The sequence below is a fragment of the Carboxylicivirga agarovorans genome, assembly GCF_050589845.1.
GTDB lineage: Bacteria > Bacteroidota > Bacteroidia > Bacteroidales > Marinilabiliaceae > Carboxylicivirga > Carboxylicivirga agarovorans.
Window position 1 is genome coordinate 150,878 of the sequence record NZ_JBNGPA010000003.1, and the last position, 25,967, is coordinate 176,844.

Here is a 25,967-nt window from a genome sequence, read left to right on the forward strand (position 1 = left end):
ATATTATAAGATTTTTAACATTCGTTATTACAAATTAATAAAATATAAATGAGATTAACGCATCTTATTTTCATTCTTTAGAGGCAATTATAGAGAAACGAGGTAGGTTTCAGGCATGCAATTTACTGCAAATTTACACCTTATTCAAAGGAAACACTTTATAAATACGTTAAAGTCCATATTTGTACCGGGAAATTTTCAGTTGACAAACAGCTCTATTTCCGATTGACTTTCAGCGCTTTTTTATTTTCATATAAAGTTTTCTATTTTTGTGTAAACGAACAGTTTAAACGCAATCATACATTCCGACCATGCAAGAAGAAATAGATTTAATATTAGACGATGCCAAAGAGCGAATGACCAAGGCAATTGAACACCTTGATAACGAACTAGGTAAAATCCGTGCAGGTAAAGCAAACCCTAAAATGCTTGAAGGTATTTTAGTTGATTACTACGGTAGCATGACCCCACTTTCGCAGGTTGCAAACCTAAGCACGCCTGATCCACGTACCATTGCCATTCAACCATGGGAAAAACAGTTGATCGGTGAGATCGAAAAGGCAATTATGGCTGCCAACCTTGGCTTCAACCCTGATAATAATGGTGATATCATCCGAATCAATATCCCACCATTAACTGAAGAACGTCGTAAAGACCTTGTGAAGCAAGCTAAAGCAGAATGTGAAGATGCTAAAGTTAGCTTCCGTAATACACGCCGTGACTGTAATGATGAATTAAAGAAAATGAAGAAGGATGGCCTTTCTGAAGATCTTGAGAAAGATGCCGAAGCTGAAGTTCAGAAAATTACCGATGAATACGTTAAGAAAGTGGATGCAATGTTTGACGTTAAGGAAAAAGATATCTTAACTGTATAATTCACTTAAGTACATAATATAGAAAAGGCTGCTCAATTATGAGCAGCCTTTTTTTATATTGTAAGCGTTAACCTTACCTTAGTTCAAATCATTCAGCATCTCTTCAATGGCTTTTTCCAGCTGCTCGTCGCGACCATCTTTGAGTAATTCAAAGCTGTTCTGCACTTTTACATCCGGCTCCAACTGAGTATTTTCAAGGTAATTACCGTCCATATCTTTTACGCCAACTTGTGGAATTCCGAACACCAGGGTTCGGTCTTGCTGGGTTTCCCACCATACGGCGGTCATCGTACCCGGAACCGGCATGCCAATTAATTTACCTAATTTCAAGGCATTATAGGCGAATGGGAAGGCATGAGCATCAGAATAGTTACCTTCACTAATCAATACACATGATGGTTTATTCCACTTAGCTATTGGCTCCGAGCCAAAGTAACGACCACCCGGATAATAGTCTGCATATTTTTTACCACCCAGGAATGTTACCAAATCATCGTGCAACCATCCACCACCATTAAAGCGTGTATCAACTATTAATGCTTCTTTATCGTGATTACGACCCAATACCTCGGAATAAAACTCACGGAAACTTGGTGAGTCCATCCCTCTGACATGCACATAACCTAATCGACCTCCGGATAATTGTTCTGTTATCTCCCTACGTTGCTTAATCCAGCGTTCATACAGTAAATGGTTGCGTTTCGATAAGCTGATTGGTTTTACCGTTTCGCTCCATCGCGTGCCGTTTACCGGGCTGTAACATGAAAGCAATGTTGACTTGCCTTCCATATGATTTAACTGCCTGTAAAGGTCTGAAAGGTTATTTAAAACAAAACCATTGACCTTTTCTATTACAACTCCGCTCTTAATTTGAGTACCTTCTTTTAATACGGGACTCTTATCAACCACCTCTGAAATTTTAAGCCCCTGGCCCTTGAAATTATAATCGAAAAATAAGCCTAATGAAGCCGTTCTATCCGCATCAATAGTTTTAGGGCGATACCTGGCACCGGTATGTGAACCATTCATCTCGCCAAGCATTTCACTTAACAGTTCCTGAAAATCATAATTATTATTGACATGTGGCAAAAAGCGCTGATATTCTTCTTTGTAGAAGTCCCAATCCACATTGTGTAAATCAGGTCGGTACCATTTACGTTTTACCTGACGCCAGGCATGCTCAAAAATAGCTTCCCGTTCAGCACTCGCATCCAGGTACATCTCAGCTGTATAGCTCACCACTTTCGTTTTCTCACTTTTAGTATCAAACCTGGTTATTTTACCTCCTGAGAACACAAAAATATTGGCGAATGTCGAATCGGCCTGCAAATAACCACCCCTACCACCTAATTTGGCTATTTTCCTGGTTTCATTCTTTTTAAAATCATGTATCCACAGGTCGTGCCCCTTTTCAAAGCGCGACAAATAGTATAGCTTATCGGCATCAGGAGATAACAGAGCGCTGGCCAGACTCGATGAATGAATGGTCAGGCGGGCCATTCGATCTTGTAGTTTGTCCAGCTCCATTTCAACACTCTCATCTTCCTCTTTGGTCGGTTTCTTTTTCTTTTTCTTTTCCGCCTTCGACTCTTCTTCTTTCTTTTCTGCCTTTTCTAATTCATCCTTTAATTCCAGCTCTTCTTTGCTTAGCTTAAACTGATCATAGCTCTTCTGGTTAAAAAACATGGCATAAACGTCGTCGTGCGAACCCCAACTGCCATGGTTGCGCATACCATGTTTGTCTGTAAACCAAATAACGGCATTACCTTCCATCATCCATTGCGGACGCGAATCTCCATAACCACTATTTGTAAGGTTCTTCACCTCTCCTGAACCATTGGCAGCAACCAGACCAACTTCGTTTATTACCCAGTGGTTTGGTGAATAAGCCACTATAAACCATTTGCCATCGGGCGACCACTGATACCATTGATCTCCATCACTGTATGAATAATTGTAGTTACCATCAAGAATTGTACGAACCGCCCTTGTATCCAGATTAATCACTTTTAAAGTGGTTCTGTTTTCAAGAAAAGCGACTTCTTTGCCATCAGGTGAAAAATGTGGCTGAAACGTTTCGGCTTCCACCTCTATCACCGGCTTTTCTTCAACCAGCGTAGCACTGTTAAAATACAGCTCACCCTCCCTCTTTATCGATGATGTGTAAATATTCCAACTACCATTGCGCTCAGCGGCATAAACCAACGAACGCCCATCGGGACTGAAACTGACTGATCGTTCCTGACCAGGCGTATTGGTGATACGCTTGGTTGTATTGTAATCTACCGAAGTAACAAAAACCTCTCCCCTGGCAACAAAGGCAATCTCCTTACCATTAGGTGATACATCCATCTCCGTTGCTTCCTTACTCATTTTTACAAATTGGGTATCTTCTCCTTCAATATCAAAACTGATAGTAATGGCCACTTTTGCCGGCTCGCCACCTGGTTTTTGCGTGTATATCTCACCATTGTAGCTATAACATAACAAATCATCATCTGACGCACTCAGGAAACGTACCGGGTGTTTTTCGAAGTGACTAAGTTGTTCTGTTTTAACGGGGTTTGCGACATTTGTTTTACATACATTAAATGAACCATATTCTTCACTCAAAAAATAGACTTCCTGGTCATTGGCAGCTAAAACAGGCTGACGGTCTTCGCCTTTAAATGAACTTAACCGGGTATGTTTACCTGTTGCAGTCTCAAGACTCCATATATCCCTGGTTACCGATGATTGATGATGCTTACGCCACTTATCCTCGTATCCCTTTACATCCTGATAAACCATAATTGAGCCATCTTTGCTCAGCATGGCCAACTCAGCAGGTGTTGTCAGCATCTGGTCAATGGCAGATGTGGTGACATCGACTGTGTACAACTCTGAAAACATACCGTAGGGAAACTGACTATTTTGGTAATCATCTAACTGCTGTGATGAGTATAATACTTGTTTACCATCGGGAGTAAACGAGCAGGGCATTTCGTTAGCAGAATGATAGGTAAGGCGACGAGCCTGACCTCCATGAGCAGGCATAATAAAGATATCAAAGTTACCAAAGCGATTGGAGGCGAACGCAATGTACTTGCCATCCGGCGACCAGACAGCTTGATAATCGTGCGCCTTATGAATGGTTAAAGGTAATGCATTGCCTCCTTGTGAAGCTACCTTATAGAGGTTGCCTTTATAAGAGAATACAATACTTTGCCCATCAGGTGAAATGGAAGGATAGCGCATCCAGAGTGGTTGAGCAGAAGCCTCAATAACAAAAGCCAATAGCATCACTACCACAGCCATTTTTAGTAATTTCATAATCATAGGTATTAAATTGGTTAATACAGTGTGTTCTTTCGAATGTTTGCATGTTAAAATCAACCAAATATAACCAGAGAATAATTGATATTCAATGATAGGTGTTCATATCGGTTAATACACTTTCCTTTTTGACGAATAACAACTCGTAGTCATTCGCATAGATCTCTATTGCAGTTATAGAAAATAACAATCACCAAATTCAACTATAAATCTCCACAGGCATTGTTGTAAATAATAATCATAGTTCGTTCGATGTTCGTTCAATGTTCGTTCAATGTTCGTTCAATGTTTGTTCAATGCTAACTGAATGAATATTGTCTGAAATTTGAATGAATTATTTAAGATATCACGATAAAAACCGGGAGTGAATGTACACATATTCATCCGCAGCAAAAAGAATGCTCTGTGCTGTGCGATTAGCAATTCCCTATGATTCATGTAAACAGTTCACAAGGATAGAAAAGCAAAAAGGTAAGAGATAATTCAGAGGTGTTGCAGGACGCAATATAAAAAAACGCTTGTCTGATCCGATGATGCAATTTGATTACATCACGCTTATGTTTGATTAGCTTGAATTTCTATCAGCCTGGTACAAAAAAATAGTCCCCAGAGAAATTCTGAGGACTATCATTATATTGTAAAGCTTCAATGCTTTATAGTATCAATTAAATATTTGGATTCACATAGTGAAAGTGTGAACCAAAACGCTCAAAAGCTGCCTTATCCAACATTTCCTGGTGGTCAGGGTGGGCTACTGAGATAATTTGCTTAGCACGCTCCTGCATCGTCTTACCATATAAGTTTACAGCACCATGCTCAGTTACAAACCAGTGCATGTTAGCACGAGTAGTTACAACACCAGAACCTTCTAATAAGGTAGGAGCAATTTTAGAAATACCTTTAGCCGTTACTGATGGCATCGCGATGATTGGTAAACCACCTTTTGAGTAACCGGCACCGCGGATGAAATCGATCTGTCCACCTACACCAGAATAGTGCGTTGTACCAATAGAATCGGCACACACCTGACCAGTTATATCGATTGCCAAAGCAGAGTTAATGGCTGTTACTTTATCGTTTTGACGAATAACATTCACACTGTTTGTGTGACGTACATCCATCATGGCAACCATTGGGTTGTCATCAATGAAGTCGTATAGTTCCTGAGAACCCATTAGGAAAGATGCCACCATCTTACCCGGATCAATTTGCTTGCGCTTACCGTTTACAACTCCTTTTTCAACCAAAGGAAGAATACCATCAGCAAACATCTCAGTGTGTACACCTAAATCTTTGTGGTTACCCAATTGCGCCAATACAGCATTTGGTATACCACCAATACCCATCTGAAGACAAGCACCATCTTCGATCAATTCCGCGACATTTTTACCGATTGCAATATCCATATCGGTTAATGCACCCATATCGTGAGTATACAAAGGACTGTCATCATCTACAAAGTAATCGATCTCACTCATGTGGAAGATGGCGTCACCCCATGCACGTGGTACATTAGGGTTAACAGCTGCAATTACAATGTCTGCACACTCTACTGCTGCGCGTGTAGCATCAACAGATGTTCCCAATGAAACAAATCCATGCTTATCAGGAGTAGAACACATAATCATGGCAACATTCACTTTTAATACGCCTTCACGCATTAACTTTTGAGTCTCACTCAAAAATACAGGAATGTAATCAGCATAACCGGCTTGAGTTTGCTTACGCAGGTTACCACCAACAAAGAATTGCTCTGAAACAAAAACACCTTCGAATTCAGGATCTGCAAAATCTACTTTATCCTCAATGTGAATGTGCTGAATTTTTACATCATAAAATTCTTTGTTACGGCCACGTTCAACCATTGCCTTAATTAATTTGTGTGGAGTTACTGCCACACTACTAAGGTGAATGCGGTCTCCCGTCTTAATCACTTTTACTGCCTCTTCAGCCGATATCGCTTTATAACTCATGACTTTATTATTTATAGATATTTTTCTCTATTTAAAGGCTGCAAATTTAGAAAAATATGCATTGATGCAAGCGTTTATTAATAATTATTAAGAAGATTCATGATATTTAAAACAAATCTGAAATAAAACACTTTTTAACTATTGGAAATGAAAGCAAAAACATAATTAATGCTTACATGATGTACCTCCTTATTAAAAAGGAATTCATACAGTTAAGTATTTTTAACCTATTACATTAAACACCGCATACGAATTTAAACCGATTGATAAAGAAAATCAATCAGTCCAACTCAATATTTGCTGCTTACCATGAGCTCATTAAAAGCTATACTGCCCAAAACGCTGTATTTGAAAGAGAAGGTAAGCCTGCCCGGCAACCAGGATCATTTAGCCTTTTAAATTATTATCCCGGCTCAAGCTCATCTTAGTAAATTACCTTCAAGCCCACACTTTCGCTTTACTAAAAAAAGGAACTAGTTTATCATTTTAATAAACCTGGCTTAAATTTTGCGTAACTTCATACATCTGTTCATTAAATTCTTCGGCTCATGAAAACGCTCATATTTTTAACACTAGTCGTATTGACAGTCACAGCCTGTACTGTTCAAAAGCAAGTGGCCGATGTCAATGCACCACCACAGGAACTCAGCGTTGAAAACGGTGATTCAACAGAATACGATCTGATCGTGTTTGATCCACGCTTTGATACTTTTCTGGCAACACAGCCCTACCCTAAGGAGTTTTACTCAAACGAATACTACAAAAACTGGAACTATCGCTATTGTGTAGAATGGAATATCCGTCACTCCAATCCTTTAAGGTATGGTGATTTCTATGTCACTCAAATTCCATATGAACTTTCTGTTGACTACGGAATAGACTTTAACTTTAAACTCTATCAGTATTTTCAGTTTATTGACAAAGAATATGGCATTGTCCTTATACGCAGGAAAGGGCGTTAAGCCTTTTTCTTTTGCGTTAAACCTATTGCCAGAATCGTTCCGCCAATAACCAGTATTGCACCTGCATAGGCTAAAGGCGACACCTTATTGATAGGAAACCAGTTAATATCCAATAACATTAGCAGCTCCAGAACAACAAAAGTGATTACTGGATTCATAATAATGACAATGCTGATTTTATTAGCCTCGGTATATTTAAATGCAGCTGAAAGGGTTCCATAGGCCACAACTGTGTTTAAACCCAGGGCGATCATCAGCACCCAAACCCACCACTCATAAGTTTGCATGAACAGTTCGAAGTTAGCAGTCGGAAGAAACAAGAGTACAGGCAAACCAAATATGATCAGATTGATTTGCTGCGGATGGTATTTTTGCACCAGCTTTTTATTAAAGAAAGCATACCCGGCCCAACTGGCTGCAGCCCCTAAGGTCCATACGACGCCTTGGGTAATAGCCTCTTTTTGCGCTACCAGTTCATTGATCTGGTTAAAATAAAAAACACAAAAGCCAATTGTTGCTATCATAAAACCAATGCCTCTTATCCAGTTAATCGTTTCCTTAAAAATGGTAAAACCAATTATACCCAGCATCACAGGCCCGGTTTGTATAATAATCTGTGTTGCTGCGGGTCCTGCATAGTTGATGCCTTGCATGTAACCTATATAATTACCTGCCAGCAGCACAGCACCGGCTATCATCATTTTCGGTGGTTTCCGGTAAACTTGCAGCAAAGCCGGCTTTTTTACCGCATAATAAGCGATAAGCACCAACGTTGCCACTAAAAAACGAAACCAAACGATGGTATAAGAATCAAAGTAATTTAGCGCTACTTTTAACGCGATGGCCAAAATACCCCACAATACAGCTGTGGTGGCAGCTAATAAAATCCCTTTCATCAAAAGATCCTTTAAAAAATTAATGCAGTGGCTTGAATGAAACACTGCTGATTAATAATGTTAACTAACCTGCCATCTGTCCAAAGCAGTTCTCAGAAATACATTAACACTACCCCAAATATTTAGTTCAAATGTACTTCTCTTTTTTAAGCTAAAAATAACATTGGCCAATTACTTGATAGTATCGGATCTTGAACCAATGTGTTTTAGTAGTATTCCGACATACCCATTATGACTAAAAACAGTTTACAAGCCACCATATGCTGTCAAACTCGCAAAGAAATTAGCGCTTAAGCCAAACTTTATAGAAGGTGCACAATTAATTGTTTTCAAAATCAATTATATTTGTTTCAATTTAATTAGTCCGGGAGAAACAAAGTGAGCAGAAATTTGTCATTTATTTGAGTCTGGCTAATTGTCTGTCTTGATTTTTAAGGCTAGTAAATGCGATAATAAAAAACCAAAATTAGAACATATGAAAATCACTATCCGAATAGCATCTTTGGTTATAGCTGCTACAATGATGTTAACTGCATGTAACAGTAAGAAGGCTAAAAAAGACAAAGCTCCTGAAATCAAAAAAGAAAATGTAGAAAAAGAAGTGAGAGAATTCGTTTACCCGCTTCCTACATCATTTGAAGTAACAGAAATGCTTAACCGTATTGAGGCTGCATATATTCTTTCATTATCAAACCCTGCAAGCAATGCTGATAAGTATTTAACTGAAAATGCCCAGGCTATCAACCTAGGTATTTACAGTGCTGACCTTAGTTATGCCAGTACCTATAACCAGCAGCAGGAGACACTGGATTTTATGAATGCCTCTAAAAGTCTTATCGACAAACTGGATATTTCACCTGCGCTTGATAAGAATTTATTGGAAGTAATTGAAAACAACCTTGACAATAAAGATGAATTAGTAAAGGTAATTACCAACTCATTTTACAATACTTACGAGTACTTAAATAAAAACGACCGCGGTTCTGTTTCATTATTGGTTATTTCTGGTAGCTGGGTTGAAGCGTTATATATCGCCACTCATATTTCTGAAGAAACATTCAGCAATAAAGAGATGGTAGCTATTATCATGAAGCAAAAAGAGCCTTTGAACAAGTTAATGACCATGCTTGAAGTTTATGCTGCCAACGAAGACATTAAAGCAATGATGGATGACCTGAAGATTCTTCAGGAAATATACAATAGCACCGATGAAGGAAGTATCACTGTTGAGCAATTGGATGCTATCGAGAAAAACGTAGCTGTACTGCGTGAAAAGTATGTTTCATAAGCATCTCAACAAAAGATATTACACAAAGGGAAGCCAACAATGGTTTCCCTTTTTTGTTATGTGCACATAAAAATTAGTATCTTTCTGACCAACCCAAAAACACAGCGATGAGTGAACTATTTCTGGATGCTCTAATGCAGATTTTTGCCCTATTAACCGATCAGCGTGAAGAACAAAAGACAGGTGACGGTATCATTGAGGTAAAGAACTTTTTGCTCCGCAACTTAAATAAAGAGTTTGCAGAGCAGGCTTTGGAGCGATACGAATATTATATTTCAGAATATCATAAAGACAGCTATAGCCAGGATCAGGAGGTTAGAGATAAACAAGCCTCATCGAACATGGACAGGCTGACGAAAATATGTGATCAGCTTAATCAGGAATTAGAGCAATCGGAGAAATACATGCTGGTGGCCAACATGCTTAATTTTATTATGCGTGACAGGCATGTGTCTGAAGAAGAAGGTGTATTTACAGATGCCCTGGCCAAGTACCTGAAGTTGGACGAAAACGACTACCAGAACCTCAGAACCTTTGTACTTGACTATCCACTGGAGGTCGAAGATAAGGAGCGCCTGCTTCTGATCAGTGGTCATAAAGAGAAGCCCGAGGAAGACATTAAGCACATCTATAATCCCAAGCAGCAGATCTTTGTTTGGGTGATACATATTCAGGAAACCAATTTATTGTTTTTCCGCTATTCGGGTAGTCGAAACCTCTACCTCAACGGCCACATAATGGAGCAAAACAAGGCTGTTGCATTCAGACCGGGAGCTGTTATTAAAACATCACGCATGGCACCCGTGTATTATGGTCGGGTGGCCGAAAACTTTATCGCCCGTAAGGGACGTGCACGCATCCTGTATCGTGCATTGGATGTGTCGTATAAATTCAATAACAACCAAACAGGCATTCATCCTTTCAGCTTTTCTGGCCGTTCGGGACAGCTGGTTGCTGTTATGGGAGGAAGTGGAACCGGTAAATCGACTTTACTCAATGTATTGAATGGCAACTTAAAGTATGACACCGGTATTATTCGCATCAACGGTTTTGACCTGCATATGGAATCTGATGCTTTGAATGGTGTTATTGGTTATGTTCCCCAGGACGATCTGCTGAAAGAGGAGCTGACGGTCTTTGAGAACCTGTACTTTAACGCCCGATTATGCTTTAGTCATTTCTCTAAGGAGGAGATCATTGTTGTTGTTGAAAAGGCGCTACATGATTTTGATCTGGTTGAAGCACGTAACTTGGTGGTAGGCTCTCCCTTAAATAAAATTCTGAGTGGAGGTCAGCGTAAACGACTCAATATCGCCCTCGAGCTGATTCGGGAACCGTCGATCCTCTTTGTTGACGAGCCAACATCAGGTTTGTCATCCATGGATTCGGAAAAAGTAATGCTGCTCTTAAAACGCCAGACATTAAAAGGCAAACTTGTATTCATTAACATACACCAGCCCAGCAGTGACTTATACAAGCTGATTGACAAATTAATGTTGATCGATAAAGGTGGCCGTATCATATACAACGGCAATCCCATGGATGCCATCACCTATTTCAAGCAAAAGGCGTCCTATGTTAATCCGGAAGAGAAAGAGTGTTATGCCTGTGGTAATGTGCAAACAGAACAACCTCTCCGAATTATTGAGGCCCGTATGGTAAATCCATATGGTAAATTCATTCGTCAGCGAAAAGTATCACCGGAAGAATGGTACAGCCACTATGTTGAGAATTTTGAGGATAAATTTGAGTGGAAGGAAGCCAGGCATAATGAGAAAAAGGAGAAGCTACCAGCTAACCTTTACAATATACCGGGGCGTGTGCAACAGTTCCTTATCTACCTGATGAGGGATACCCTGTCGAAATTGAAAGACAAACAGTACCTGATGATAAACATGCTTCAGGCACCAATACTGGCACTCATCCTTGGATTCTTTACAAAATACATCAGCGGCGATGGAACGGATGAGTCGGTATATGTATTTGCCAAAAACGTTAATATCCCTGCGTACTTGTTTATGTGTGTTGTTGTGGCTTTATTTCTTGGCCTGATCGTTAGTGCTGAAGAGATATTTAAAGACCGGCGTCTGCTGCAACGTGAATCATTCCTTAACCTGAGTCGCTTCAGCTATTTAAACAGTAAGATTGTTGTACTGTTTACCATTTCAGCTATTCAAACACTCAGCTTTGTACTTATCGGTAATTTCATTCTTGAGATCAAAGGCCTGAACCTGAGCTATTGGTTAATACTATTCAGCACCGCCTGTTATGCCAATATGATAGGTCTTAACATCAGCAGCGGGCTTAATTCGGTAGTTGCCATTTATGTTCTTATTCCATTGATACTTGTACCACAGCTGCTGTTTAGCGGGGTAATTGTCAATTTTGATAAGCTTCATAATACCATTTCGTCACAGCAATATGTACCGCGCATCGGTGATTTAATGACATCACGATGGTCTTATGAAGCACTGGCGGTCAATCAATTTAAAAACAATGCTTACGAAAAGCAGTTCTTTGAAATTGACAGACAGATCAGCACAGCCTCATACAACCGCAATTTATTAATACCAAAGCTGGAAGATTTAAATGAAACCTGTAAGTATCATTTAATTCACAACAATACCGAGGAACTTGATCATGTTTCACAAATACTGACAGCCGAGATCGTCAAAATTGTCGGCTACAAAATGATGCACTATCCAAACCTGTCCTTTCTGGCCAGTGATCAGTTGGTTTATAATTTAGAAAAATACAATAACGTTCATAATTATCTTCAGGATGAGAAACTGGAGCAAAAAAAGCTTTATGATGAAGGGAAAAAGCTAAAGGACGCCCTGCATGAGAAGCTGATAACAGAGTACGGATCTAAAGACGCTTTCTTAAAATTTAAAGACACATATCAGAATGAGGCGCTTGAAGAAGTAGTGCTTAATAAAAGAGAATTAAAACAGCTGCTTTTAACCGGTACAGGGATTATACAAAAGAAGCACCCTATCTTCCAGGAACCGGTATCATACTGGGGGCGAACCCATCTATACGCACCTGAAAAGCGTTTAATGAATCTTAAAATACCAACGCCCCTGTTCAATATGCTTGTTGTGTGGCTGGGTGTCGCCTTCTTTTATGTCACCCTTTATTTTGATATTCTGAAGAAAGTCATCCGCTACTTTGAAACCTTTAAATTAAGGCGACTAAACCGACGATTACAGAAAATAAGACCTTAAGAAAGACATAACAGTATGCCTTGCTGCCTGTTCGTTTGAATGACGAACAGGTAATTTTGGCCCCTGGCAAGATTTTTTTAATACAGAAAGGCCTGCTCCGTAAAGGAACAGGCCCCGTATTATTAACTTAAAACGTATATGAAGTATTTTTATACTTTCTAACTGCGTGCCTCAAGCGTCGTTTCCCTGTATTTAAACACTTAATAATTTATCAATGCTTAACCCAATTTCTGACTTACGAACACAATCATGATGCTTCTCCAACATCTCATATTGTTGTTCAGGAGCCATTTCGAACCATATTTGTAATGCTTTATGAACCGGCATGGCTCTTAAATTCTTAAATGCACAATGACCACATTCATCGTTCAAGGGGCATTTAAATATTAATCCTACATATTGAGTTTTCATTTTGTTAATGTCCAATGTTTAATCAAAGACATTGTTGTCACATAATGATTAACTTATCAGGCATTTGCCTTTTAAGTTTTGTTGAGAGAGCAGAGAACTAATTGTCTTACTGGATTTTCTGGCAGCAATTCTCCTCATCGCAACCTACGCCAACCTTCATTCGGTCAACAGCACCATGCCGTTCTTTGTACTGCTGCATCAGCCGTTTTTTCTCAGCTCGTTTATTGGTATAGAAAGCGATTTTATCGGGATTGTGCTTATAGGCATAACTCAGGAATTCTGCTCTGGATGCCATATTGTACTCAGTCAGTCCTTTGTCATCAAGGGCCGTTTTAATATCTTCTATAATGTTAGCCAGCTGCTCATCATTATCATCAGCCCGTGTAATATATTGACGAAACAGGTAAGCGTGATTGATACCCGATCTTGCAGCCAGTTGCCTGGTTTCTTCAGGCGTTTTCCATAGGTAATAGCTCATTTTTGTCCATGAATACCCAATCTTGGATATGGCTTTGTTGGCAATATCCCAGTTATCAAATTCCATTATCATGGCCACAGCAACTGAGTCGGTATAGCTTTTCATTAGTAAGCCGGGCAGGTTGTACTTAAGCAGTGCTTCCTGATAGGTGACTGAGTCCATGCAAACATTATAATCCTTATCAATGTAGCGGTAATTGAGGCTAAAGAAGTCGGTGTTGCTCAGGTTTTCCGCATTAACAACCTCCTTTGCATAAACCTCCTGCGAGGCCACCTTGCCCGATATCAGAGCAATTAGCAGTAGTACGATTAGTTTTGAATGTTGAATCATTGGGGGTAGTTTTTTAAGGGCTAATAGTATTTTAAGACACAAGACTCCGGATGATCGATAGCCTTATCTCAGCCCATTGAACGAATCAGGGTGTTTTAAAATAGGAACCGCACCGTATTAAGAGGATGGACATTATATGCGATCCCTATTTTTTCAAACAACCTACTTATTCGTTGTAATAACTTTATATAGCAAGGCATAGTGCGACTTATCCGCGCCTTTCATGTTCTTTTTAACGATCTTCTCAGCTTTCTCCAACTCCGTCAAAGAGGCCATCAGAATAAAGTGATCCACGTAATTGATCTTGGAGGCATTACCTGTTGTCAAGGCATCTTCACCATTGATGTTGTCGGCAAAAAGCTTTTTAGAATCAGCCGGTCTCTTCATATGGTGCTTCGATGAATAACTCATACTGATCAGGTTATGCACATATGCCTGTTGTAACACCTTCTCTGTATCAGTTAAGCGTCCATCGTTGCTAAAGCTCCAGATCAGCTCACTCAGGTCGTTCAGGTATTCTTCTGACGAATAAGCCGGACGATTGGTTTCAATGCGCTGGAAAAAGAAACCACTCATCATTTTATCAAAGGCTTCGACTATTTGCTTGTAGTAGTCGTTGCGCAATGAGCCCAGTCGATCTTCCACATCTTTGTTCATCAGCCACTCGCTATTGGCCAATTCTTTGACCACCCATGCAATGGCCTCCTGTTGTTTGGCCTTTGACACAGGTGTAAACAATGGTATATCCTCACCTTCAACACCAAAATACTGATAAGCACCGCCAATATATGACATGTTGTGCTCAAGGTAACGGCCATATTGCTTGGTTACCTCCTTGTATATCTGGCGCAGGTACTCGTACTCCTGATTGGGTTCGGTGCACCAGTCAGTCAGGTTATTCATTATAAACTTCAGGTTTTTCATCCCGTAAGTACCGGCTTTTACGCCATCATCACCAAGTGCTTCGGCCTGTGCTGCCGGATCACCTGAAATACCCATGGCAAACTGCGGTGTAAAGCGATACATCGGATCATCAGCTTTATCAAGGAACCACTGATTAAGCGTTTCATACTCATCAGCCGGCTTCGTTACGTTGGGCAACCACTGGTAACCATATTTAATGGCAAAAATATCAAATACACCTAGTGGCGGAGGTGTTAATTCCACCCCTTTATCTTCGGGCTGAGCTATATAATTGTAGCGCGCATAATCCATGATAGATGGTGTGGTACCATATTTTTGTGTAAAAGTAACCGAGCGCAATGAATCAACCGGGTAGGCATACGAGGCACGCATGTTGTGCTGAAAACCCAGCGTGTGACCCATTTCATGAGCAGAAGCGTAGCGAATAAGGCGCCCCATCAACTCATCGGAATACACTTTTTTACGCGCTTCCTCTTCCACCTGACCACACTGCACAAGGCGCCAATCGTGCAACTTCTGAATCACATCGCCATACCAGATTATATCTCCTTTGATGATTTCACCCGAGCGCGGATCAACCCAGCGCTTACCCATGGCATTGATGGTTGTATTGGGAACATAGCGGAAACAGGTATTGTTTAAGTTGTCGGGATTAAACTCAGGGTCATCGGGGAATACCTGGGCCATGATCGCATTTTTAAAACCAATGGCTTCAAATGCCACCTGCCAGTCCTCAATTCCTTGTTTCACATACTTTTGCCAACGCTTAGGCATACCGTTGTCAATGTATACCATTATTGGCTTCTCAGGCTCCACCAGCTCACCTGCCAGGTAGGCCTCCACATCTTCTTCCTTAGGCTCTAAACGGTAACGATGTATGTATTTTTCACTGCGTGAGGTTGTGCCGTTATCTTCATAAAAGCGCTTACTACCCGAGAAATAGTTGATGCGACGGCTATACAGGCGCGGCATCATTGGTTCCTCAGGTAATAGTACCAATGAGCGGTTGACCATCGCGCGGTATGGTGTACGCTTGGTACTGAAATTAAAATAGGACTGCAGCTCTATGTTATTTTCAAACACCTGTACTTTGGCAAGGTAAGAAGCGTCCTTATCAATGGAACCCGGTTTTCCCTTACTGGCGAAGGGCGTGATAACAGGTAATTCTTTTGCGAAAAAGTCTGTTACATCAATCACCAGGGCATTGTTCTCTCCAATAGCCTTAATTGGGAATGTTTCCAAAACGGGCGTCAGGTAATTGCGATCAAAGGCATGTTTGATGTCCTCACTTTTTTCTCCCAGCTGATCTTTCACATTGGGTACAAGGAGATATACATTATTCTCATCGTGCGAAAGCTGAAATACCATTGGGTTATGGCGCAATTCACCAGCATAGGCTTTGCCCGGGTCGCTGACTTTGGCTATGTATGACGCCATTAAAAACTCACGCATAAAGAAAGATTCCGGTATCTCAAAATACAGTTTATCCTCACTTTTATGCACAGTCAGCATACCCGTCTGTGTGGTATACTCACTGGTAATAATCTTTTCGTAGGGTTTGATTTTGCCGTTGGTTTTTTCTTCGGCATTAACCGCCACTGACCATAAGGAACTGATCAGCAGGATCACAAGCAGGTGCTTAATGTTTAGTCGTTTCATAGATTAAAATATTTTAAATGGCAAGCTTCAACATGTTTTAGTTGAATTGGACGAATGGTATTGAAGCTTGCCTTGAAAATGGTCATTACAAATCAACAGGTGTTACTCCTTTAACATCTAAAAGATCAGGATCCTGGTAACTTCTGCTATTATACATATGGTAATGTACTTCTTGTGTACCTCCCCATAATTCATCATTGGTGAATTTCACCGTCAGAACTATCTCCCATAGTCCTTCTGATACTTTATGGTAGGTACCGCTTCCTTTAATCCCAATCGTGTATGATTTATCTTCCTTGCTTGATATAGTCAGGAATTGCGAAATAACCAACACGTTTCCTTCATTAGGATTATTACCATCTTTTGGATAGAACTCGAGTGCTTCTGCAATATTGAAGCCCGGCGATTTATCCGCATCCGTATATTCGTTGTTAAATATACTCTTCATGGCAAAAGCATTGGTTGTTCTTCCTGCATTAGGAGAATCAAACTTTAGTTTATAGGCATGGTGATATATATCATCCGAAGTATCATCGGGTGTTCCTCTATCGGAATACAGAACCCCATTCGGATCATCAGCACCAACAACAACAGGATAGGTAAACTGGCTCGATGACTTCCATTCACTAACAGCATCTCCTTCATCGTAATACCACATTTCAAGGTAGGTACGATAATACGGATCATTCAGGTTATAGAAATTGGAAGCCGGAAACGTTGATTTATCCCGATCTACTTTTATTGGTTTTACTATTTGCAGTGTTTTATTACCCTGAGGTACATATGCCAGATCCTCGATCAGGCTTAAGGTACTTTCGAAATAAACATCGTCATTGTTAATGTTCTCATCGAGTGTTAAGGTGTATGTAACTTTCGTATCTCCTTTCTTTAAAGGGTGCTGTGTCAGTGTGTAATCAAACCCGTCATTGCTCACAAATAAATTCATACCATCCACCTCAGACACAAATAATCCTTTGGGGAAATCAACATCAAAGTCAAAAGACTCTCCTGCCAGCCCTTCGATCTCGATACGATTGAGCGGCATGGTACAGGTTGTTGTCAGTTTTCCAAAGCTGAATGTCAGCTTATTGTTAGGCATATAGTCATTTAAACTACCTATTTGAACTGAAGGGTCACTCACATCGGTTAGTTCAAACTGCAGTTGATTGACTTGTGATGTATCCCAGCGCTCACTAATATCTATGATTATTGTATCGATCAACTTATTACGACTAAAGGTAAGTTGACCAATCGGTGATTGGGTATAGCCAGTGAAGTCGCCGGTTTTGCTTGTTGTATAATCCACAGTTATCTCACCATCCAGTTCATTGGCACTGGTTAGTACAACAGGTATTTTGCCCGGTTTAATCAATTTGTGATTATAGGCATCTACTGTTTGTCGGCCATACTCGTTAAAGCCACCCTCAAGAGGCACACTATCACCATCCAATACTAAATGGAAGCGAACAAACGAATATCCTGAATACACATTATCACCTGCAAAATCCTCATCATCACAGCTATAAATAACCAAAGCTGTTAAAACCAAACAAATAAATATCTTATTAATAGCCTTCATTTTGCGTCAGATTAGAGTTTAATTCAACATTTCTTTCAGGAATAGGCAGAATGTAAAAATTCGATGGATAGCTCAGGTTGCAAAGTTTTGCGGCACAGCCTTCTTCACGAACAACATTCTTCTGGAAGCGTGCAATATCAAATAGCAAGTGACCTTCAAAGCAAAGCTCTTTGCGTCGCTCTATAAAAAGCGCCTCCAATATATCATCAGCTTCAGTACTTAATGTAGCACCTGCCCTGGCCTGTATGGTTCTTAAATCACTCAATGCCTCTTCATTAAGACCCAAACGGGCAGCAGCCTCAGCCCTGATCAAGTATATTTCACTCATGCGTATAACCGGATAGCCCGGGTTATCCTGAAATTTCCTGGTAAAATAGTAAGGACGATCTTCTTTATCTTCACCAACAACCGTCTCCAGTTCTGCTTCAATAAACATGTTTAAACCTCTTATATCAGAACTCTCAAAAAGGTTTAACAAATCTCCTGAAGCCACATATGCCTCATAATCAGTAGGTGATCGATAGGCAAAATCATCAGATACTGAATTGGATGTGGCCAGCTCACCTTCATTGTTATAAGGAATGCTCAACTCAAAAAGCACTTCACTAATACTGGCATTGGGTTCTTCCCATTCTGCCACATAATCTTCATTCAGCATAATATCAATGCCTGAGGTGGTTATCACCTCGGTAGCTATGTCATAGGCCTGTTGCCACTTGTTGGCATATAAAGCGGCGCGTGCCCACAGAGCTTTTGTATTTATGGCAGTGAGCAAGGTATGATCTTCCCCGCTCAGGGTATTGCTTCCGGTAAATTGCGCAATGGCTGTGTTGTAATCTTCCAGAACATACTCATAGCATTGCTGAACCGTTTCGCGTGCAGGATAATCAACTCCCACCGTTTGGGTCCTTGTGTTATAAATAATACCCGGATGGGCAGCATTAGCAGTGTATGAATAATTTTGAGCATAATGACGAAGCAAAGTAAAGTGACACAGTCCCCTCATGCTATAGCATTCTGCTTTAATCTGTTGCTTTTGCTCTTCGCTGGCATCAATAAGGGCATCAACATTTTCTATTAGCATGTTACAGCCATTAATGATGTCATAGCATTCTTCGTAAATGGCATCCATATCACTATCCTCTTTGTTGTCAGAGAAAGAGTAAACATTTTCGATGCGTGTAGGTGCTTTAATAATTCCCTTGGACGAGGCAATAAGACTGGGTGAGAATGAAATATTACCACCACAGGCATCAGCATAAACCGCATTGACCTCGTTCATCATTAACTTTGAGAGCATTTGATAATTACCACTTAATGCTTCTCTTACACCTTTATATGTGCTTAACTGCTCAGTTATCGATATCTGGGTGCCTGGTTCCTGCTCCAGGAAATCATCGCAGGCCACAAGGCCAACGATTAACAACAGGCTATATATTAGTTTCGTCTTCATCTTTAAAATGTCAATTTAAGTCCTAATGTAAATGTCCTTGCTTCGGGGTAGATGAATCTGAATTCGCGAATTCCGTTTCTACCTTCCGGACTTTCCTGCTTATAAAAATAGGCTACGTTTGAAACGTCTGCATTAATGTTCAGGCTCTTAATAAATATATCTGCACGATGAACCGGCACTTTATAGTTTAAGCTGATATTGCTTATTTTTAAGTGAGACGCGTCATATACATACTTGTCAAGATTCGAGATGCTCGGTGTATTTTTAGATACAGCCGGATTGATGGATGCATCACCAGGTCCCCGCCAGAAATCGTATGCATTGACACTCAGGTTACGGGTGGTAATAAAGTTATAATTATCGATCAGGTTCCTGTCAATCTTTTCATTATTACCATACTTAAACGAGCTACGAACACTCAGGCTTAAGTTTTTATATTCGAATGTTGTATTAAAACCACCATAGAAATCGGGCTGTGTATTACCGATCACCTCCCAGTCGGTATCATCAAATAATTCCTTCACATCACGGGCATCATATACCTGACCATCTACCTCAACCAGGTTACGCCCGGTTGATGGATCAACACCAATCCAGTGATAACCCCAGATGGCCGATGTACTGTAACCTTGTTTAATAGCCGCAGCAGTTGCTGCCGATGAGGTGTCATCTCCGTAATCTTTGACCGAGGTAATCTTATTTTTAAGGGTAGCTATGTTAAAGTTGGCCCGCCATTTAAAGTCGCCATGTTTAATGATTTGTGCCTTAAGCGATGCCTCCAGGCCTTTATTGTACATGTCGGTACCATTAATCTGCACACTTGTGTAACCTGTTTCACTCGGTACATCACGACTTGATATCATGTCTTCAATACTATCGTAGAAATACTCAACGGTCAGGTTAAAACGTGACAACATGTTGATGTCAAGACCAACATTGAACTTTTTGTTGGTTTCCCACGACAGGTTAGCATTAGGTGCCGATTGCGGAGTAGCATAAGGTACTTTGTTGTAACCGCCATTCTCACTGTAACTATACAGGCCTTTTGCTGAATAGGAACCAATGCGTGAGTTACCGGTCGTACCATAACTCAGGCGCAGGCGCAGAAAGTCAAGCCATAGCTGGTTCTCAAGAAACGACTCCTTACTGATGATCCAGCTTGCACCCAAACCTCCGTTATATGCCACGTTGGTATCATCACCAAACACAGAGCTTTCATCGCGTCTGAAGTTGGCCAGGATAAAGTATTTCTTTTTATAATCATAGTTCAACTGGGCAAACATCGATACCCTTGAGTTGTAACTAATATCTGAGGTATAGGTCTGATTCTTATAGCGGTCGTCTTCCAATGTCTTTGGATCATCATCCTGTAAAGCATTACTAACAGGGTTGACAATATCAGGATTGACAAATCCCTGTCCTCGCTCGTAATCCAAATCTACTTTTTGCTCAGCCAGCTCAATACCGGCCAGTACATCAAAGTAATGTTCTTCGGTTATTTGCTTGCTGTAACTGGTTTGTCCCTGCCAGTTCCAGCTGGTTGTCTGGCGGTAGTTAATAAGTCGGCGCCCCCACTTTGGATACTCAATTCCATCGAGCTGAAAGGTACCATTGTACTGTCCACTTTCATTGGCGCCCGAAAAGTAACGGTCCTGCACTTTATCTTTATAGTCCAGACCAAATAAGGTTAATACCGTCCAGTCTTTAAGTATTTCATAATCGAGCTTTAAACTCGATAAAATTCCCTTTGTCTCTGAGTCGTACATGTTTTGCTCAATGGCCGCAAAAGGGTTGCCCAGGCCGGGAACACCCATTTTGGTATAGTTACCTTCCTCATCGCGGATAGGAACCGTTGGCACAAAGGCATAATTATAGTAGATGTTTGGTGCTTCTTTTTGAATAATACTGGGGTTTAAAGACAGGGTCGCCTTAAAACGTTTCTGGGTAAAGACCAAGCCGGTACTCATACGGTACTGGTTGGACGAGTTACCTTTTTGTGGTTCCTGAATATTTAAATAGTTTAAACTGGTTCTGAAGGTTAGTTTTTCACCACCGCCACTAACACTAAGTGCATATTTATGAAATGAACCATTTTCATTGAGTTCGTTAAACCAGTCGGTATTGACACCATTATATGGTACAGGAGAGGCTCCCACATCAGCCAGAAAGGCATTTTGGGCTTCGGTGTACTGTTCGCCATTCATGTACTTGATTTGGTTAATGGCCATCGACACACCATGCTGTGTGGAGAAGTTAAACTTTGTTTTACCGGCTTTACCTTTTTTAGTAGTGATAAGAATAACACCGTTGGCTCCATCGGCACCATAGATACTTACTGCTGCAGCATCTTTTAATACGTTAAACGATTCTATGTCTTCCGGCGCCAATTGCCCCAATGGATTATTAAAGTTTTCGGCACCTGTGCCACTTCCGTCAAAAAATGAATTGTCAATGGCCATTTCTTCAGTCATTATAACGCCATCAATAATAATAAGCGGTTGGGTTGATGTACCCAGCATATTATTGTTCATGGGTGTTAAACTACCCTGACCACGAATGTTGATTTTAACGGGTGCTAAAGTACCTGAACCGGGTTCAATATTTACACCGGCAATTTGTCCTTCGAGCATTTTATCAACACTTTCGAATGCCTGATCTACCTGAATATCTTTGGAAGTGAGTGTTTCAATACTACCCACCACCTCTTCTTTCAGCTTTTGCGTACCATATGATGAAGTAATGACAACCTGCTCCAGCTCATTCACGGCTTCATCCATAAATACCTCAATGTACTCGCGCCCTGCAACCTTAACAGTCTGGGTTTCCATGCCAATGAACGAGAAGATCAACTCCAGGTCATCGGCTTGCTCATCTTTAACTGCAATACCAAAATGACCATCCATACTGGTTATGGTTCCTAGTCCTGATGATTTTACAATTACATTAACTCCAGGTAAAGGGCTGTTATCGGTTTTGCTCATCACCTTACCCGTTATACGCACCTGGGCCAAAAGGCCGCTCAGTGGAACCAGCAAGGCTATGAATAGAACAGTGAGTCTCTTTCGCATTTGTAGATCTTTAAGTATTTCGAATTGTGCATTAATAAAAAGAGTGCCGGCCCGCTACCAGGCCGGTCTCCTTGTGAGCTAGTTATTTAACGGTTATTTTACTAACAGTTTTTTGTGTTCCGTCAATGATCTGTAATACATACAAACCTTTCTGGGTAAAAGTGATCTGGTTGTTGTAAACAATTCCTTTTGCCACGCACTGACCAGTTAAGTTATAAATGCTGTAGGCAGCCCTTTCACTGTTAAGGCCTTTCACATTTATCGTTCCGTATGACGGGTTAGGATAAACAGAGATCGGGTTAATTTCCGCATCATCGCCAATGGCTGTTGGTATCGTTGCAGGATCAAATGTAAACAACTCATTACCTGTTGTTTCAGTTGACGCATCCTCACCTTCGAAGTATAATTTACCGTTTAAAACAACGATCTCATCAACGTCTTTAACCACATCGTCCAATTGCTCAATGCTTGTACCATTGGTTCTGAACAAGTGACCATTCGTATCATTGGCATCTTCACCACGGTAATATAAATAACCGTTATAAGGACAGTAATCTGATGGATCATGGTTCGTATTGGTTCCTGATATATTACTGATGTTAGTAGTTGTACCATCAGCCGGATTGTAAACATATAACTGGTCACCGCTTGAATTATCACCTTCAAGGAAAAGCAGGTCATTCCAGGCATAAAGGTTAGCAACACCACTTAATGATGCTGCCGATGTTATAGCAACTGTACCGTCAGCGGTTCCGTCAGTTTGCCATAGTCCCCCTAAAGCTTCAAAGTACAATTTATCTCCTAATACGGTAAAGTTACTGATACCAGAATTGCCATCATCACCAGTAATATCCTTTATGAGACTATAAATTCCTGTTGCAGGATCATACTCATACAGTTCTAATCCAATGGTGGCATCCGCTTCCATGTATAGCATAACCTTACCATTGAAGACAATTAAATTTCCACCACTTAATTTTTCAGTGATTGTTCCATTGTTAACAACAGCTGCATTAGTTATGCCATCGTACGACCAAAGCGTATTTGACGCAACAGTGTTGTTATAGTAAACTATGCTGTTGTCGCTTTGTGGGAAGTATATTCCAGAAGTCAGAACATCGTTTGTATTGGCTTCTGTACCATCAGTCATCCATGTTTTGGTTAAAGCGGTAAAATAAAGCTGATCATTTAAGATAAAAAAGTTACCAGGAGTAGAATTTCCTGAGTTTGGCACTTCAGGGGTGCCATTCAAATCTTTAACTAAATATGTCCCTGCTTCAGTTCCATCTGAAACCCACAACTCTTTACCATGATCAACACTTGCATTGGCATCATCTGCCGCAAAATAGATTTTTCCATTATAAACAAACAGTCCAGCCGGGCTTGAGTTACCTGTACCCGGATTAATATCCTTTACAAGTGTTACCTGCGCCTGCATTCCTAATGCCATCGCGGCCATTAAACATAGAGTGTAAATCTTTTTCATACTTTTGCATTTTATAGGTTTATAGTGTGATTGCCGGTTTAATAGTGTGCAAAACTATAGTCCGTTGACCAGGCCGGCAATCACCATTTATAGGTAATTTTCTGATTAATTGTGATTAAGGTTGTGTTGTCTACTTAAAGGTGTAAGGATTGTCATATTCCTCAATTACACCATTATCGTATGTGATTTTGAATTTTTCTTCAGTTATTTTATCGACTATTTCCTGGGGTTCGACTTTACCTCTTACAAAATATACGCGTAGTGTTGGCTCTGTTTTATAGTAAGTAACCATACCTACCACATAAGGCTGTGCTTTACCCACATGGTTAATCATAAAGTCCATCATTTGCTTGTTTCGCGGATACTCATCAAATACCATTTCAAACGAGGCCAGTTCGCTGTTTTTGTATTTGTTGCGGTCGTTGAAGGCACGCTTGAACGGCATGAATAAATACTGACGTACATTAATACCATAGGCAAACTCTTTCAGGCGATCAATGGACGATACGTCGAACTGAAGCTCCTGCGTAAATTCCTTACCTCCGCTGATCAACGGAATGCTTTCGGTTTCAATGGTCTGTTTCAATGATTCCAGGTCGATGTCATAGTCGCAGTACATACGTAATGTAACAGGCTCACCAAACGATGATTCGAAAGCATAGATATCTTTGCGTTTGCGCAATAACTGGTCCATGTAGAACACGTCCATCTGGTCAAACAGGTTGTAAACCTTTGCTTCAATAATAGCTACCTTAACAGAATCGGCCGGGTCTTTTACATGTACCTTGGTTGGGGTAAATAAAGCCTTCTTAATACCGTCTGAACTAACCTTTGTACTATCATACCAAACCTTAACCGATTTGGAGTTAACATAGGTTGCAGCTCCCACTACACCAGGTACGGTTTTGATCTGCCCGATAAACGACATACTACTACCATAACATTTGATGTTTTTTAATCCGCTGTATTCGAATAAAGCTGCGTTCTCAACCACTTCTTCATCGGCCCATTTCATGTTTACAGTCGGCACCTCAAGCTTGTTGCCCAGGTAAATACCACCAAGTACCAATACAAACAGTGCAGCCACCGGCATCCAGCGGAAATTGTTTTTCTGATTCACCTGCAGTGTATCACTTACCGGACACGCACCCAGGCAGTCGCCACACAAGTTACAGTCTGCATGCTTCACCACTTCAAGGGATGCCACATCAATACCCTGCGGACATTTTTTAGAACACAGACCACAATCAATACATGAATGTGTATTACGGGTAATTTTCATTACCTGCATGGTCTTGGTCTTTTCGGGCAGTAAGACCTCAAAGAAATAACCGGCGATAAATAAACTGATCAATAAGTATATCCAGCTTACTTCTATTTTTAATGAATAGATAATAGCATAACCTATTACCAGCGTCAACACAATATAAATGTGTTTGAACAAGTTAGAGAAAGCTCCAAGCGGACATACATAACGGCACCAGAACATAGGTATTACTGTTGAACCAATGGCCAGCACCAACATGGCTGATATGGCCATCCATGGCACCACGTCTTCACCAAAGCGACTGGCAGCCGCGTAAAAAGGATCATACTCTTTACAAAACAGTTCATTGGACGCCAAAGTGAAATAAAAGGTAATACCCAGCAGTACGTATTTTAATACACGTAATAACTTATCGGCCGTTGGAGGAATGGTGGCCTGTATCTTCATTTTACGTCCCAGCTTGCCAAACCATTCTGAAATGGTTCCCAACGGACATATATAGGCACAAAATAATTTACTGAACAACAGTACCGCTATCAGCAGGGTAACACCCAATACCAATTGCATACCCGACATAGAACACGCCAGTGCACCGTTATTTAAAAAGGTAAACATGGACTGGATTCCTCCCATTGGGCAGTATGCTTCAAAATCAACAAATAAACTTGGGTTGATAATCACCCTCACCCACCAATATAGTACTACCGCCAAAAGAGCCATTTGTATAATGGTACGGATACCATTCTTTTTCAAAAACCTTGTCATTAATTCCAAAT

15 protein-coding genes are annotated in these 25,967 nt (G+C 40.5%); 4 read left to right on the forward strand and 11 right to left on the reverse strand.

Annotated features, from left to right (window positions below):
- Positions 1-311: 311 nt before the first annotated feature.
- On the forward strand, positions 312-875 hold the full coding sequence (gene frr, locus ACRD69_RS04685; protein ID WP_430813907.1) for a ribosome recycling factor: 564 nt from the start codon (positions 312-314) through the stop codon (positions 873-875).
- 78 nt (positions 876-953) lie between these two features.
- Here frr and ACRD69_RS04690 read toward each other — a convergent pair whose 3' ends face one another.
- A complete protein-coding gene (locus ACRD69_RS04690) occupies positions 954-4,187 on the reverse strand; it encodes a S41 family peptidase (RefSeq protein ID WP_430813908.1) in 3,234 nt (1,077 codons plus the stop codon).
- Between the two features lie 668 nt (positions 4,188-4,855).
- The gene (locus ACRD69_RS04695; protein ID WP_430813909.1) at positions 4,856-6,163 is read right to left on the reverse strand and encodes an acetyl-CoA hydrolase/transferase family protein; all 1,308 of its coding nucleotides are present in this window, start codon (positions 6,161-6,163) and stop codon (positions 4,856-4,858) included.
- A gap of 548 nt (positions 6,164-6,711) precedes the next feature.
- Here ACRD69_RS04695 and ACRD69_RS04700 point away from each other — a divergent pair.
- Positions 6,712-7,125: a DUF6146 family protein gene (locus ACRD69_RS04700; protein ID WP_430813910.1), complete on the forward strand. Its 414-nt coding sequence runs from the start codon at positions 6,712-6,714 to the stop codon at positions 7,123-7,125.
- Here ACRD69_RS04700 and ACRD69_RS04705 read toward each other — a convergent pair.
- Positions 7,122-8,021 (reverse strand): DMT family transporter, encoded by a 900-nt coding sequence (locus ACRD69_RS04705; protein WP_430813911.1) that lies wholly within the window; start codon positions 8,019-8,021, stop codon positions 7,122-7,124. The two genes, ACRD69_RS04700 and ACRD69_RS04705, sit on opposite strands and share 4 nt — an antisense overlap.
- Positions 8,022-8,496: 475 nt before the next feature.
- On the opposite strand from ACRD69_RS04705, the gene ACRD69_RS04710 reads away from it, so the two are divergent.
- Positions 8,497-9,309 (forward strand): hypothetical protein, encoded by an 813-nt coding sequence (locus tag ACRD69_RS04710; RefSeq protein ID WP_430813912.1) that lies wholly within the window; start codon positions 8,497-8,499, stop codon positions 9,307-9,309.
- Between the two features lie 107 nt (positions 9,310-9,416).
- Positions 9,417-12,536: an ATP-binding cassette domain-containing protein gene (locus tag ACRD69_RS04715; protein ID WP_430813913.1), complete on the forward strand. Its 3,120-nt coding sequence runs from the start codon at positions 9,417-9,419 to the stop codon at positions 12,534-12,536.
- 192 nt (positions 12,537-12,728) lie between these two features.
- On the opposite strand, the gene ACRD69_RS04720 is transcribed toward ACRD69_RS04715, so the two are convergent.
- From ACRD69_RS04720 to ACRD69_RS04755, 8 genes are all read right to left on the reverse strand, one after another.
- Positions 12,729-12,947, reverse strand: coding sequence for a hypothetical protein (locus tag ACRD69_RS04720; protein ID WP_430813914.1), 219 nt, complete (start codon positions 12,945-12,947; stop codon positions 12,729-12,731).
- A gap of 106 nt (positions 12,948-13,053) precedes the next feature.
- Positions 13,054-13,755 carry a hypothetical protein gene (locus ACRD69_RS04725; protein ID WP_430813915.1) on the reverse strand — a complete coding sequence of 234 codons (702 nt, stop codon included), beginning with the start codon at positions 13,753-13,755 and terminating at the stop codon, positions 13,054-13,056.
- Positions 13,756-13,917: 162 nt separating this feature from the next.
- Positions 13,918-16,338, reverse strand: a complete 2,421-nt coding sequence (locus ACRD69_RS04730) for a zinc-dependent metalloprotease (RefSeq protein ID WP_430813916.1) — start codon at positions 16,336-16,338, stop codon at positions 13,918-13,920.
- Positions 16,339-16,423: 85 nt separating this feature from the next.
- Positions 16,424-17,917, reverse strand: a complete 1,494-nt coding sequence (locus tag ACRD69_RS04735; RefSeq protein ID WP_430813917.1) for a hypothetical protein — start codon at positions 17,915-17,917, stop codon at positions 16,424-16,426.
- Positions 17,904-19,370: a RagB/SusD family nutrient uptake outer membrane protein gene (locus tag ACRD69_RS04740; RefSeq protein WP_430813918.1), complete on the reverse strand. Its 1,467-nt coding sequence runs from the start codon at positions 19,368-19,370 to the stop codon at positions 17,904-17,906. The genes ACRD69_RS04735 and ACRD69_RS04740 overlap by 14 nt, the downstream gene beginning before the upstream one ends.
- Positions 19,371-19,372: 2 nt before the next feature.
- Positions 19,373-22,438, reverse strand: coding sequence for a SusC/RagA family TonB-linked outer membrane protein (locus ACRD69_RS04745; protein ID WP_430813919.1), 3,066 nt, complete (start codon positions 22,436-22,438; stop codon positions 19,373-19,375).
- A gap of 82 nt (positions 22,439-22,520) precedes the next feature.
- Entirely contained in the window at positions 22,521-23,924 is a 1,404-nt protein-coding gene (locus ACRD69_RS04750; RefSeq protein ID WP_430813920.1) for a T9SS type A sorting domain-containing protein, read from the reverse strand.
- A 130-nt stretch (positions 23,925-24,054) separates the two neighbouring features.
- Positions 24,055-25,956 carry a 4Fe-4S binding protein gene (locus tag ACRD69_RS04755; RefSeq protein ID WP_430813921.1) on the reverse strand — a complete coding sequence of 634 codons (1,902 nt, stop codon included), beginning with the start codon at positions 25,954-25,956 and terminating at the stop codon, positions 24,055-24,057.
- Positions 25,957-25,967 lie beyond the last annotated feature (11 nt).

Bases quoted from the DNA above. Each gene is read 5' to 3' on its own strand.
- frr (WP_430813907.1), top strand. From the start codon at position 312: ATGCAAGAAGAAATAGATTTAATATTAGACGATGCCAAAGAGCGAATG.
- ACRD69_RS04690 (WP_430813908.1), bottom strand. From the start codon at position 4,187: ATGAAATTACTAAAAATGGCTGTGGTAGTGATGCTATTGGCTTTTGTT.
- ACRD69_RS04695 (WP_430813909.1), bottom strand. From the start codon at position 6,163: ATGAGTTATAAAGCGATATCGGCTGAAGAGGCAGTAAAAGTGATTAAG.
- ACRD69_RS04700 (WP_430813910.1), top strand. From the start codon at position 6,712: ATGAAAACGCTCATATTTTTAACACTAGTCGTATTGACAGTCACAGCC.
- ACRD69_RS04705 (WP_430813911.1), bottom strand. From the start codon at position 8,021: ATGAAAGGGATTTTATTAGCTGCCACCACAGCTGTATTGTGGGGTATT.
- ACRD69_RS04710 (WP_430813912.1), top strand. From the start codon at position 8,497: ATGAAAATCACTATCCGAATAGCATCTTTGGTTATAGCTGCTACAATG.
- ACRD69_RS04715 (WP_430813913.1), top strand. From the start codon at position 9,417: ATGAGTGAACTATTTCTGGATGCTCTAATGCAGATTTTTGCCCTATTA.
- ACRD69_RS04720 (WP_430813914.1), bottom strand. From the start codon at position 12,947: ATGAAAACTCAATATGTAGGATTAATATTTAAATGCCCCTTGAACGAT.
- ACRD69_RS04725 (WP_430813915.1), bottom strand. From the start codon at position 13,755: ATGATTCAACATTCAAAACTAATCGTACTACTGCTAATTGCTCTGATA.
- ACRD69_RS04730 (WP_430813916.1), bottom strand. From the start codon at position 16,338: ATGAAACGACTAAACATTAAGCACCTGCTTGTGATCCTGCTGATCAGT.
- ACRD69_RS04735 (WP_430813917.1), bottom strand. From the start codon at position 17,917: ATGAAGGCTATTAATAAGATATTTATTTGTTTGGTTTTAACAGCTTTG.
- ACRD69_RS04740 (WP_430813918.1), bottom strand. From the start codon at position 19,370: ATGAAGACGAAACTAATATATAGCCTGTTGTTAATCGTTGGCCTTGTG.
- ACRD69_RS04745 (WP_430813919.1), bottom strand. From the start codon at position 22,438: ATGCGAAAGAGACTCACTGTTCTATTCATAGCCTTGCTGGTTCCACTG.
- ACRD69_RS04750 (WP_430813920.1), bottom strand. From the start codon at position 23,924: ATGAAAAAGATTTACACTCTATGTTTAATGGCCGCGATGGCATTAGGA.
- ACRD69_RS04755 (WP_430813921.1), bottom strand. From the start codon at position 25,956: ATGACAAGGTTTTTGAAAAAGAATGGTATCCGTACCATTATACAAATG.